Source organism: Butyrivibrio proteoclasticus B316 (genome assembly GCF_000145035.1).
Lineage (GTDB): Bacteria > Bacillota > Clostridia > Lachnospirales > Lachnospiraceae > Butyrivibrio > Butyrivibrio proteoclasticus.
Genome location: NC_014387.1, coordinates 231,883 through 245,574, shown reverse-complemented (window position 1 = coordinate 245,574; position 13,692 = coordinate 231,883). Strand labels below are relative to the sequence as shown.

The window sequence follows — 13,692 nt, the reverse complement described above, 5'->3', positions numbered from 1 at the left end:
TAGTTTTTCATTTTTTGCCGTACCATTGTAACACAAATAGCACTTTATTACTATTTTTTGTATGAAAGCATCAAAAAAGGACTTACACTCAAAGCAAAGTGTAAGTCCTGTACTATTTACTGCGGAACTGCTGCTGACTTCTGAGCAGGAGCCTGCGCAACTACTGCAGGATCTACAGGAGCCGGAGTTCCCGGAACCCAGCCTGCAGGTGCAGTCAAAAGTCCATTTTTATCAAATGAACATGCCACATTGTCAAGAACTGCAGAAGTATTTGCTAACATCTTGCCATTATTGGCATCAAAATATCTCCATCCGTCAGGAAGCTGAACCCATCCTACAACCATATGTCCGTCTGCAGGATCAAGATAGTATACTCCATCTTTAAGTGGAGCAAGTCCAAGTGCCATCAAACCGTCAGCGCCAAAATAGAAGGCTCTTCCATCAATAGCATTCCAGCCTGTAACCATCTTGCCGTCCGGGCCAAAGTAATATCTGGCTCCAACATCTCCTGACCATCCGGTAAACATAACACCATCGTCGCCAAAAAGATAAACTGACTTGTCTATAGTTGCAAGACCAACTGTAGCCTTGAAATCAGGGCCAAAGTAGAATCTCTGTCCAAGTTCATTGGCAAACCACCCGGACACCGCTGCGCCATCTGCGCCAAACATGAACTTACCAATCTCAAATGCAAGCATTCCTGTCTGCATAACACCGGCTTCATTAAAGTAATAAAGCTTATTACCAATAGGAGTAAGACCAACATGCATAAGATACTGATCATCAAAATAGTGGACACCATCCGCAAGTGGTATAAGTCCCTTCTGGCAAACGCCCTCTTCGTTAGCGTAGCAGATTGCACCGCCAACATCTATAAGACCTGTTCTTCTGACACCATTTGCATCAAAGAAATATCTGCTTCCGCCTATATCTGCAAATCCAACCTTGGCAAGACCACCTTGTGCAGGATCAAGATAATAGATTCCAGATTCATCCTGGAACCAGCCTGCATTGATTATTCCGCTTGCATCTGCATGATATCTTCCATTTGAAAGATTAAGCCACCCTGTCATTCTCCTGTAATTATGATAGTAATAAATGTTACCACCATAACTATTAAAGCCCTCAGGAATCATGCGGCTGAAATAATCTGTGTACAGGTGATTGATATCTACCCTTGATGGAATACCTGCAACTGAACCATGGCTGGTTGACTGCCACATTGCATAGTCTCCGGGATACTCACATGCATTGCCATACTGAGCAACCCACTTAGGTGATGAAACTACTGGCATTCTACCCATAAACCAGTTCTTGCTGGCATAGACCATAGGCTCGTAACCATTGGCATAAATTATTCCGCAGAAGGTGTCTGCTATAGCCTGAAGCTGTGCAGGATTAAGTCCTTTCTGACAGGAATCCTCTATATCTATTGCAATTGGAAAAGAAACAGTATACGGAGCTATCCATGCAAGAACTGTATTGGCCTCTGCTGCTGCCTGCTCTGGATTGGTAGCATATGAATAAATATAGATACCTGTTCTGATCCCTGCTGCGTTAGCATTGACAACATTATTAACAAACTGTTCGTCGATACCCTTTTTGGTAGTACCAACTCTGATCATCGCGAATTTAACACCGGAATTTTTGACCTGCTGCCAGTTGATTCCTCCCTGATACTTGGAAACATCGATACCCATGGCAATTTCAGAGCCTCTTGCCTGAACATCCACTTTGGCTACAGGTGATAAAGACAGGAGCGCCACCACACCTATAAGCGCGCCCGCAGAAAGTAAGGCTTTCTTAATACTTTTTATCATACTTATCCCCTCAATTTTTAAGTTTTTCTTAACATATAAAATTATAAAGAAAATAGCATATCCAGTCAACGAATCAGAACCACCGGCTTAGCCGGTGGTTTGTTCTGGCCCTATAAGGGCCTGTTGCCGGCACTGAGTCTAAAGACTCGCCGAATGGTTCGCCAGCCGCAACATCATTTTCCTACAGAGCCCCCTGGGCTCATTTTTATTTGTTTTGCTTTACCGGCTCACCCGTGAACGGGTCAATATACTCTTTTAGTGTCATTTGGTCGTACTCTAAATCCTCTTTTAACTGATTCTTTATGTACTCCTCAATTTTCTTTGCATTCTTACCTACAGTATCTACATAATAGCCTCTGCACCAGAAATGTCTATTGCCGTACTTATACTTGAGATTTGCATGCCTCTCAAATATCATAAGCGTACTTTTTCCTTTCAAGTAGCCTACGAAGCTTGATACACTCATACTCGGCGGGATCCTTACCAGCATATGTATGTGATCTGGGCATACTTCTGCCTCTATAATTTCTACACCTTTCCTCTTGCATAATGTACTGAGAATATTTGCTATATCCTGCTTGATCTGACCGTATGCAACCTTTCTCCTGAACTTAGGTGCAAATACTATGTGGTACTTACACTCCCATTTTGTGTGTGATAAACTATTCATGTCCATTTTGGACTACCTCCTGTGATTTTACTTTGGTTGGCGAACCGTAAGTAATTCTATCACGGGAGGTTTTTTACTGTAAGCTGAAGCAGCTGTTATCCCCCTGCAGAGCAGGGGGTTTATTAAAAGATGCTACACAAAAAAGACCATTCGAATCTTGATCCGAATGGTCCTAAATAATCGTAGTAATCACTTTTCCAGATACTTGATAAGTCCGTATGCGCCTGTTCCGGCATGAGCATTGAACGTAATAGTAGTCGGTTCATCATCAAGGTCAGGAAGTATTTCATACGCGCCGCCAGATTTAACATAAACTACCGCATAACTGTTTTTTTCTCCCATAAACGCTGTTGGGATCATTACCTTTGTAGTAATCTGCATTTCATCATTTTCAAGCGGATACACCTTCATGGAAAAATATCTGCTGACTGTCATCTGGAATGTGGCTCCAAGTTCAGCTTCATGAGCCTTAGCTATAGTATCCATCGTCTCAAGAGCCATCGGTGCTGTATACTTGTACAGATCCCAAGTTGAAACAAAGAAATACTCAAGCACCATAAAGTTAGCCTGCTTCTGAAGATCAGCCAATGGTGAAACAACCGCAAGCCCCGGTATGCTATAAGCATAATAGTGGCCATCCAATGTTGATTTTGTGATATTTCCATTTACAACTACAGTATTATTCTGAGGAATTTCAACCACTTCTTCCTCTTCAGCCACAGTAGTAACAGGCTCTGTTCTCTCAAGTGCAGCCTGCGCAGCAGCTTCTCCTGCTGATAATCCTCCTTCTGTAGCATACGCTGTGACAAGACCAGAATTCATACTAAGGACAAGTGCACTACTTATCGTTAATAAAGTACTTATAGTTCTCTTTAATAATTGTCTTTTCATCAGTAATCTCCGTGTTCTGTTATCTCTTTTACCCATGATTTCAATTTAATATTAGCACCCTCGCTTCGGATTATAAAGAGAAAATATAGCAAAATCTGTTAAATTAAGGCAATTATGTGATAGGCGAAATTCGTGCGAATAGCTTAAAATACAAGTCTCAGAGAAATCTTACAAGAAAGGACTCATTATATTTACATGAAAAAGAAAATAGTAATGGCAATGATGATCTCATGTATGGCACTTACTGCTTGCGGAAATGAAATAGAAAAAGCAATAGCTGCAGAAACCTCATATTCAGCAGAAGCTGACTCTGCCGAAATAGTTGAAGATAGCGCTTTAGAAGGATCTACAGGTTCAGCTGCAGAAAGTGCTTCAGCTACAACATCAGGCAGCTCAGATGATGCATCCTCTGATGGTAGTACAACATCACAAGAAACTAAGGCTGACGATCAGCATGCTGAAGTTGGAAACATGGTTCTCCCCAAATATACCGCTCTTAGAACCGGTGAAGATGCAGGAACAATAGAGAGGATCACTTACACCACTCATGACTATGCAGGAGATGGCAGCGAATACACCAAGGAAGCCAACATCTATCTTCCAGCCGGATACAGCGAGGATAAAAAATATAACGTAATGATCCTTCTCCACGGCATCGGCGGAAATGAAGATGAATGGGGAATGAACAAGAGTACCTCAAGGGTTAAAGCCATCATGGATAACCTTGCTTATTATGGAGATATTGAGCCATTTATCGTTGTTACACCAAACGGAAGAGCAGGCAAGACTAGTGATAAACCCGGAGATAAGGGCACAGGAATCGAGTCTTTTTATCTCTTTGGTCAGGAACTTAGAAACGACTTGATTCCTTATATCGATTCACACTACAGTACCTATGCAGATTATTCGGAAGGCTATGATCTGTCAGAAGCTCGTGCTCACAGAGCTATCGCAGGCCTTTCCATGGGAGGAATGCAGACAATCAACATCGGCATCGGAGAATGCCTTGATATGTTCGGATATTTCGGAGCTTTTTCTGCTGCTCCCACAAGCAATGTTGCCTCCAAGACAGCTAGCATTCTTGAAGGCAACGAATATCCTATATACTATTTTTATAATATCTGCGGACTTCAGGACAGGACAGCCTATGCCAGCCATTCAGCTGCTGCCAAGACATTACCTGCAGTCTGCGATCAGTTCGTTGACGGCGAGAACTACATGTGGCAGGAGCTTGACGGACATCACGACTTCCGCATCTGGTATCTTGGATTTTACAATTTTGCCCAGCTCGCATTTAACGAAAAATAACGTGACTAAATTGCCTCATATTAGTTCAGATTTTGTACTTACAATCATGGATTTACAATATTTCTTATCTCACCGCGCATATAAGCTTCAACATTCTTTTTGACCTCTTCAAGGCATCTTCTGCGGGCCTCTGTGCTTGCCCAGGCAAGATGGGGAGTGACAATAAGTTTTCCACTATCCTGTATCTGTAAAAGAGGAGAATCTTTGGCCATGGGTTCCGGATTTAAAACATCCAGACCTGCGGCCTTTATTTTATTGTTCAAAAGAGCCTCTGCCAGATCCTGCTCGCTTACAACCGCGCCACGGGCTACGTTTATAAGAATTGCTGTCTCTTTCATCTTGTCAAAAACATCTCCACTAAAGAGGTTTCTGGTTCTGTCACTCAATGGACAGTGGATTGAGATAACATCAGAGCGTCTCAAGAGCTCATCAAACTCTACTCTCTCATAATCTGTACAAGTACTATTTCCTGAAGCAGAGTAAAAGATAACCTTGGCACCAAACGCCGTTGCAATCTGAGCAACCTTTCTGCCAATATTTCCCATACCGACTATCCCGTAGGTCATTCCATCAAGCTCATGGAAGGGAATATCAAGACAGCAGAAGTGACTTTGGTTAGCATAGCTACCATCCTTGACAAACTCATCATAATGTCTCATGTTCTCCATCAGGTAAAAAAGGAGTGCAAAAGTATGCTGAGCTACAGATGCAGTTGAATAGTTGACTACATTGGCAACCTTGACTCCATGCCTGTTGCATGCAGGAATATTTGCATTATCAAAGCCGGTTGCAAACTCGCATATAAGCTTTAGATCCGGCGCATCATCCAATATCTTATCAGTTATGGCACTCTTATTTATCATCAGAACTTCTGCTCCAGCAAGCCTCTCTCTGGCATTATCCTCGGTGATCTTGTCATCATAATAGGTAACTTCACCCAGATCATCATAAATGTTGTAATCCATGTCGTTTCCTACACTATCCTTGTCAGCAACTACAATTTTCATATTATACATACCTCTGAATCCTATGATATATGGACTGCTCAATGATTGAGGTCATTCTCGCAACTCCTATCATACTTTTTTAATCACGTCATTAGTTTACTGTGCTAAATCATATCACACATCTGCACAAAATATAAAGGGGATACGAGAAAACTCGTATCCCCTAAAATAATTAAACTTTAAAAGAACTCTTCAGGCGCTTTACGCGAATGGGTTCTCTGTAGGGTATGGAAGTGATGCAGGCTGGTTGTAACCAATAACCTCAGCACCAACATACTTGAATACTTCGAAGAGAGCCTTTCCGAAGTGACCAAACGCAACTGCTCCGTGGTGAGGGAAGTTGTGCTGGATGAGAATGTGTCTGTAGAATCTTCCCATCTCCGGAATAGCGAATACACCGATACCACCGAATGACTGTGTAGCAACAGGAAGAACTTCACCCTGTGCAACATAAGCCTTAAGATGATTGTCAGATGTGCTCTGAAGTCTGTAGAATGTGATATCTCCAGGAACGATATCTCCTTCAAGTGTTCCCTGTGTAACTTCCTCAGGAAGGTTTCTAGCCATAATTCTCTGGAACTTCATCTCGCAGCTTGAAAGCTTGCTTGTGCATGTATTTCCGCAGTGGAAGCCCATGAATGTATCTGTGTGCTTGTAGTCGAACTTGCCCTTGATTGACTGCTCGTACATATCAGCAGGTACAGAGTTGTTGATATCAAGAAGTGTAACAGCATCATCAGAAATGCATGTTCCGATGAACTCACTGATTGCACCGTAAATATCTACTTCGCAAGATACAGGAATTCCTCTGCCTGTAAGTCTTGAGTTAACATAGCAAGGAACGAATCCGAACTGTGTCTGGAATGCAGGCCAGCACTTACCAGCGATACAAACGTACTTCTTGCCGCCTCTGTGCTCTTCGATCCAGTCAAGAAGTGTAAGCTCATACTGAGCAAGCTTCTCAAGGATTTCAGGCTTCTTGTTACCAGCGCCGAGGTCTTTCTCCATGTCTGCCTTAACTTCTGCAATTCTAGGATCTCCTGCATGCTTGTTGAATGACTCGAAGAGGTCAAGCTCTGAGTTCTCTTCAATCTCAGCACCCATGTTGTAGATCTGCTGAATAGGAGCGTTACAAGCAAGGAAGTTCATTGGACGAGGTCCGAATGAAATAACCTTGAGGTTAGCAAGTCCATCAAGAGCTCTTGCGATAGGTACGAACTCGTTGATCATCTTAGCACACTCATCAGCTGTTCCAACTGGATACTCAGGAATGTAAGCCTTAACTCCACGAAGGTGAAGGTTGTAGCTTGCATTGAGCATTCCGCAGTAAGCATCTCCTCTGCCATCGATAAGGTCACCCTGTGACTCCTCTGCAGCTGCGCAGAACATTACAGGTCCATCAAATTTCTCAGCAAGAAGTGTCTCAGAAATTTCTGGTCCGAAGTTTCCAAGGTATACGCAAAGTGCGTTACATCCTGCCTTCTTAACATCTTCAAGAGCCTCAAGTGTCTGAGTCTCGCTCTCAATGATACAAACAGGGCACTCATAAACGTCCTTGTCGTTGAAATTCTTCTTATAAGCCTCTACTAATGCTTTTCTTCTGTTGACAGCAAGTGATGCTGGGAAGCAGTCACGGCTTACTGCAACAAGTCCAATTTTAACTTCTGGAATGTTAATCATAAAAATCCCCTTTCCCGCGCTATTGCGCATAAATAAAACTTTATCTCCCAAGAACCCCTTGGTTCTGCTTGGTCTATACACATGTGCGTTGTACCTGATCTGCCAACTGAAATAATGAAAAAATACAACTTTGCACTTGTATACATTTGTTGACGATACTAATTATCTGTCATAGATAGCCAAATTACAAGCAGACAAAACGTAGAAAAATTGCATACAAAATTATTCAATTTGCTTGTAACTTGTATTTATGTTATTTTGAAATCAATACATGTCATTCTTGCAAACCAAACCATTATTGCTAATACATGTATCTCTAAACACAATTCTTTATTACGCTGTCTCACATTACCTTGCTATTGCAAAATCTACTGTAATACACTTATGACCTGTGAGTTCCTCTGAGCGAGCGCCAGGCTGCTGAGTTCCGGCATATAATCTGAAGTTCTTGCCAAAGACTGCTCTCTCACCTTCTTCATTTACTGAAGTGAAGGCTTTCTCTGAAACTGTAAGAGTAACCCTGGTCTCACCGCCTGCAGGAACGTGAACTCTCTTAAATCCGACAAGACTTGGATTAGTTGTAGCGAAATAGCTGTCCATATCTTTGATATAAAGCTGTACAACTTCATCTGTATCAAGCTTGCCATCGTTGACAACTGTCACAGTGATCTCAGCGCCAGAAACCTTGTCTGCATCTGCATACTTAACATTAAAGTCATAATCTGGCTTAACATAACAGTCACCATATGTAAGACCATATCCAAATGGATAAAGTGGTGTGCCTGTAAAGTACTTGTATGTCCTGTTCTTCATGGAATAATCCTTGAAGTCAGGAAGATCGTCAGCTGACTTGTAGAATGTTACAGGAAGCTTACCTGATGGTGATACATCTCCAAAGAGGATATCGGCCACATCTGCGCCACCTCTTGCTCCGGGATAGAATGCCTGAAGAACTGCATTAGCCTCATCCTGGGCCTTGGACAGATCAATAGCACTACCAGCCATATCTATAACTATCGTAGGCTTACCACAGTCAAGAACTGCGTTGAGAAGCTGTCTCTGTGAAAGAGGAAGATTAAGATTGATCTTATCTCCTGATGCAAACTGGTTACCTGCATCGCCCTCTTCACCCTCGAGGTTCTCATCAAGTCCTACAACTACAACAACTACATCAGAGTGATCTGCAACTGCCTGAGCTTCAGACAATCTGTCAGGAAGATTAGGATCAGCAAGATTACTGATGTTATTCTGGAAAATGTCGCAGCCTTCTGAATACAGGACGCGTACGTCATCTCCAACCTTATCCTGGATACCCTCAAGAACTGTGATATATCTTGAAGATGTTCCGTGGTAGTTACCGATAAGTGAAAGTCTTGAGTTGGCATTTGGTCCAACTACACCAATTGTCTTAATACTATCCTTATTAAGAGGAAGAAGTCCGTCATTCTTGAGAAGTACTACTGACTCTCTTGCTGCTCTCTTGGCAACTGCAAGGTGCTCTTTGCACTCGACCTTCTCGTAAGGAATCTCATCAAACTCAGTCTTATCAAACATTCCAAGAAGGAATCTTGTAGTGAAGAGTCTTTCGCAAGACTCAGTGATAAGCTTCTCATCAATAAGTCCGGCCCTTACACCATTCATGATGGACTGATAAGTACATCCGCAGTTAAGATCACATCCCATCTCAAGAGCAAGCTTAGCTGATTCCTCAGGGCTTGATGTAACCTTGTGATTCTCATGGAAATCCTTGATAGCCCAGCAGTCAGAAACAAAGTGACCCTGGAATCCCCACTTACCTCTAAGTGTATCAACCATGAGAGGCTTGTTTGCACAGCAAGGCTCTCCATTTGTTCTGTTGTAGGCACCCATTACAGCCTCAACCTCTGCCTCTTTTACAAGAGCCTCAAATGCCGGGAGATATGTCTCCTCCAAATCCTTTTTGGAAGCCTTGGCATCAAAAAAGTGTCTCTCTCCCTCAGGACCTGAATGAACTGCAAAATGCTTGGCACATGCAGCAGCCTTCATGTACTCGCCATCACCCTGCATTGCCTTAACAAATGGAACTGCGAGTCTGCTGGTAAGAAATGGATCTTCTCCATAAGTCTCGTGACCTCTGCCCCAGCGTGGATCACGGAATATATTAACGTTAGGAGCCCAGAAAGTAAGTCCCTTGTAGATATCTCTGTCTTCTCTTTTGGACTGCTCATTGTACTTGGCACGAGCTTCCTCAGCAATTACTTCGCCAACTTCACTCATGAGCTCTTCATCAAATGCTGCCGCAAGGCCGATTGCCTGTGGGAACATTGTGGCTGTGCCGGCTCTTGCAACGCCATGAAGTGCTTCATTCCACCAGTTATAAGCGGGGATACCAAGTCTATCAATGGCAGGCGCATCATAACGAAGCTGTGAAGCCTTCTCTTCAACAGTCATTTTGGCAACAAGCTCTTTAGCACGCTTTCTTGCTTCTTCTCTGTTCATATTATTTCCCTTCTAATACATGTGTAATCTACTTTTATTATTCTCACATAGAAGGGTTGTCATTTCTTACCATTTTTTGCCTTCCTACTCTTAATACTTGCGGCAAAAGACTTCTAAAAAATCAGAACCACCGGCTTAGCCGGTGGTTTGTTCTGGCCCTATAAGGGCCTGTTGCCGGCACTGAGTCTAAAGACTCGCCGAATGGTTCGCCAGCCGCAACATCATTTTCCTACAGAGCCCCCTGGGCTCATTTTTATTTGTTTTGCTTTACCGGCTCACCCGTGAACGGGTCAATATACTCTTTTAGTGTCATTTGGTCGTACTCTAAATCCTCTTTTAACTGATTCTTTATGTACTCCTCAATTTTCTTTGCATTCTTACCTACAGTATCTACATAATAGCCTCTGCACCAGAAATGTCTATTGCCGTACTTATACTTGAGATTTGCATGCCTCTCAAATATCATAAGCGTACTTTTTCCTTTCAAGTAGCCTACGAAGCTTGATACACTCATACTCGGCGGGATCCTTACCAGCATATGTATGTGATCTGGGCATACTTCTGCCTCTATAATTTCTACACCTTTCCTCTTGCATAATGTACTGAGAATATTTGCTATATCCTGCTTGATCTGACCGTATGCAACCTTTCTCCTGAACTTAGGTGCAAATACTATGTGGTACTTACACTCCCATTTTGTGTGTGATAAACTATTCATGTCCATTTTGGACTACCTCCTGTGATTTTACTTTGGTTGGCGAACCGTAAGTAATTCTATCACGGGAGGTTTTTTACTGTAAGCTGAAGCAGCTGTTATCCCCCTGCAGAGCAGGGGGTTTATTAAAAGATGCTACACAAATAAATGGGCGTGACCAGATAGGTCACGCCCAAAAGCAATCTCATAAAATTCTAAATTATTTAAGATTTATGGAAGCATATCAGCATCGCCGAAGTACTCAGCCCATTTCTCTGTACGCTCATCAATGATAGCCTGTCCACCTGCTGAGAGGTAATCTGACATGAAGCTATCCCATGTTGAATCGAAATCTGCTTCTGCAGCAACTACAGCGTTGTCATAAATCTGATCTCTCTTTGATGAAAGAGTATCACCAACACCTGCCTCAGCTGTAACTTCACCAACGTTAACATTCTTTGGCTCAAGGCCATCTGCCATAGCAATCTTGTTAGCCTGATCTACAAGCTCAGGATCAGCTTCTGCATAACCATATGCCAGTGAAAGAGCAGCAAGCTTCTCATCACCAAAGTTTGTTCCGTTACATGTGATTGTGTAGTCGATGTTCTTACCTGAGTTCTGGATTGCATCACCTGTTGCAGCAATGATCTGGATAGCACCGCTATCAAGAACTTCATGTGTTACGCCCTCATCACCTGCCTGAAGGTACTTGATTGTCTCAGGCTTGGAAATGAAATCAAGATAAAGAAGAGATGCAAGAGGCTCTGTGTTTGTTGTAGGGAAGAAGATCTTTCTGTCGCCTGCTGAGCTGTACAGCCACTTAGAATACTTGTTAGCTGAATTCTGGAAGCAATCTACAGGAACAAACTTAGCATCTTCGCCAACGTTTCTCTTAAGGTTTGCATTGATTGAATCTTCACCGTTTCTGAATACATAATCCCAGTTGTGCTGGAATGCACCAACGTAACCAGCCTTGATCATGTCATCCTCTGTTGTGTCTCCGCTTCCATACAGAGCGAAATCTTTCCACATAAGGCCTGCGTTGTACCACTTGTTGAGAAGTCTTACAGCTTCCTTGGTAGAAGTCTGTGTAACCATTCTGTCATCGAATCCGTTGATGTAATACTCTTTATCTGTAATATTAGGATCCATGTAGGATGTGATAAGGTTTGATGCTCTCCAACCGATATCATAGCTTGTTGAGAAAGGAACAAGCTTAGAAGCATCGCTTCCAAGGAGCTTATCAGCGTTATCCTTGAATGCTACGAGCATATCTTCGAATTCCTGAGTTGTCTTAGGTGCTTCAAGTCCGAGCTTATCAAGCCAGTCCTGACGAACAAAAGTTACGATTCTCTGCTGTTCAGCTCTCTTACCTTCGATTGCCCAAACAGTACCTGTCTTGGGATCCTTATCCCAGAGCATGTTTGTCTCACCAAGCCATCCCCAAAGGTTTGGAAGCTCTCCCTTGTAAGATTCGATCATCTCGCTAAGGTCGATAACACCGCCCATCTGAGCATATGTGAGAACTGTTGGATAAGAATATGTTACGCAGATATCAGGAGCTTCTCCTGCTGCAAGAAGGTTGTTGATATCATCAACCTCTGTCCATCTTGGAACCTTCTTGAAAGTAACTTCTACGTTATGCTCTTCAAGCATTCCCTTTTTGATGTACTCTGTGTACATGTTGTTCTCAGGATCTGAACCGCCGTCATTTCCTCTGTCGTAAATCTCGACTGTGATCTTTCTTGTGTCCGCAAACTTACCATCTGTAAGCTCTGAAGCCACTTCCGGCTCAGCAGTCTCTGCTGCAGGCGCTGCCTCTTCTTTTGTTTCTGCTGCAGGAGTCTGCTCACTTGCTGCAGGCTGTGTGTCAGCGCCACTGTTTGATGATCCGCAGGCCACTATAGAAAGTGCCATTGCAGATGCAAGAAACATGGATAATACCTTTTTCTTCATAACTCTACCTCCGTTATATTAATAATTATCCCACTACTGGGTTGGTACCATATAGACCATCTCCCACAATACATGCAACGTCACTCATAGTTCTGTACATTCCGATAAGCCAAAACAAAGGTTTTGTCTTATCTCCATAGAACTAAAATCGTTCCTTATGCATGTACTTGCGGTCGACTCCTCTCGTATCACTACATCAGAAGTGCAGAGATTGTATTTCTTTGTAAATAAATCTATATACTGCTTAAGTTAATTAAAGATAACTCAGTCAGTGCACTTGTAGTCGGTAAGTGATTCAGAATTACTCCTTCACCGCTCCGAGAGTTACTCCATGTATGAAGTACTTCTGAAGGAAAGGATAAATGCACAGGATCGGAACTGTTGAGAACATTACGATCGCTGCCTTTAAGGACTCCGCAAGTCCCGGAGCTGAGAAGCCTTCCTGTGTAGCAACTTCTACCTGATTTATGTTATTGATGATGTTGTACAAGAGAAGCTGTAATGTGTAGAACTTGTCATCTCTCATGTACATAAGAGCATCAGAGTAACCATTCCATCTTCCTACCGCATAGAAAAGAGCCAGTGTAGCCATAACAGGCTTGGAAAGCGGAAGGTAGATCAGCACTAATATCTTAAAGAAAGACGCTCCATCAATCTCAGCTGATTCACGCAGGCTATCAGGAATTCCGTAAAAGAAACTCCTCATGATGATCATGTTATAAACGCTCATAACACCGGGGATAATCAGAACCAGCGGGTTACTGAGAAGTCCCAGTTTCTGCATCAGCAGGTAGTTAGGAATCGTACCTGCGTTAAAAAACATCGTGATCGTTATAAATACGTTTATAAAACCTCTTCCTCGCAGGTTCTCAAATATAAGAGGATATGCGCAGAGCGTTGTCATTGTAAGTGAGAGTATTGTGCAAACCACAGTCAGAAACACTGTCCATACAAACGCTCTTATATATTTGGAATCCTTTAATACAGTTGCATATGCATCAAAGTTAAAACCCTTTGGAATTATATAAACTTCATTTCTTACCAGAAAATCTGTCGCGCTAAGTGACTTGGCAAGAAGATTCAGCATAGGGATCACGCACATCGCGCTCACTATAAGGCAGATGATAACGAACACTATATCCCATGCTCTGTCTGCATTTGATTTAATCTTCATCTCTTTTGTCCTCC

At 42.6% G+C, this 13,692-nt stretch carries 10 protein-coding genes; 1 reads left to right on the top strand and 9 read right to left on the bottom strand.

Annotated elements, in window-relative coordinates:
• Positions 1-116: 116 nt before the first annotated feature.
• The 3 genes from BPR_RS01000 to BPR_RS00990 all read right to left on the bottom strand — a co-directional run bounded on the left by BPR_RS01000 (position 117) and on the right by BPR_RS00990 (position 3,381).
• A complete protein-coding gene (locus BPR_RS01000; protein WP_013279597.1) occupies positions 117-1,820 on the bottom strand; it encodes a GH25 family lysozyme in 1,704 nt (567 codons plus the stop codon).
• Positions 1,821-2,025: 205 nt separating this feature from the next.
• A complete protein-coding gene (tnpA, locus tag BPR_RS00995; protein WP_013279565.1) occupies positions 2,026-2,496 on the bottom strand; it encodes an IS200/IS605 family transposase in 471 nt (156 codons plus the stop codon).
• 183 nt (positions 2,497-2,679) lie between these two features.
• Positions 2,680-3,381, bottom strand: a complete 702-nt coding sequence (locus BPR_RS00990) for a hypothetical protein (RefSeq protein WP_042256308.1) — start codon at positions 3,379-3,381, stop codon at positions 2,680-2,682.
• 195 nt (positions 3,382-3,576) lie between these two features.
• On the opposite strand from BPR_RS00990, the gene BPR_RS00985 reads away from it, so the two are divergent.
• Positions 3,577-4,689, top strand: a complete 1,113-nt coding sequence (locus BPR_RS00985; RefSeq protein ID WP_013279595.1) for an alpha/beta hydrolase — start codon at positions 3,577-3,579, stop codon at positions 4,687-4,689.
• A gap of 44 nt (positions 4,690-4,733) precedes the next feature.
• On the opposite strand, the gene BPR_RS00980 is transcribed toward BPR_RS00985, so the two are convergent.
• From BPR_RS00980 to BPR_RS00955, 6 genes are all read right to left on the bottom strand, one after another.
• Complete coding sequence (locus BPR_RS00980; protein ID WP_042256305.1) at positions 4,734-5,696, bottom strand: NAD(P)-dependent oxidoreductase; 963 nt, start codon at positions 5,694-5,696, stop codon at positions 4,734-4,736.
• Between the two features lie 201 nt (positions 5,697-5,897).
• The gene (locus BPR_RS00975) at positions 5,898-7,376 is read right to left on the bottom strand and encodes an L-fucose/L-arabinose isomerase family protein (RefSeq protein ID WP_026662132.1); all 1,479 of its coding nucleotides are present in this window, start codon (positions 7,374-7,376) and stop codon (positions 5,898-5,900) included.
• Between the two features lie 348 nt (positions 7,377-7,724).
• The gene (locus tag BPR_RS00970; RefSeq protein ID WP_013279592.1) at positions 7,725-9,854 is read right to left on the bottom strand and encodes a glycoside hydrolase family 3 C-terminal domain-containing protein; all 2,130 of its coding nucleotides are present in this window, start codon (positions 9,852-9,854) and stop codon (positions 7,725-7,727) included.
• Between the two features lie 253 nt (positions 9,855-10,107).
• On the bottom strand, positions 10,108-10,578 hold the full coding sequence (gene tnpA / locus BPR_RS00965; RefSeq protein ID WP_013279565.1) for an IS200/IS605 family transposase: 471 nt from the start codon (positions 10,576-10,578) through the stop codon (positions 10,108-10,110).
• Between the two features lie 201 nt (positions 10,579-10,779).
• The gene (locus BPR_RS00960) at positions 10,780-12,504 is read right to left on the bottom strand and encodes a type 2 periplasmic-binding domain-containing protein (protein ID WP_013279591.1); all 1,725 of its coding nucleotides are present in this window, start codon (positions 12,502-12,504) and stop codon (positions 10,780-10,782) included.
• A gap of 301 nt (positions 12,505-12,805) precedes the next feature.
• Positions 12,806-13,678, bottom strand: a complete 873-nt coding sequence (locus BPR_RS00955) for a carbohydrate ABC transporter permease (RefSeq protein ID WP_013279590.1) — start codon at positions 13,676-13,678, stop codon at positions 12,806-12,808.
• Positions 13,679-13,692 lie beyond the last annotated feature (14 nt).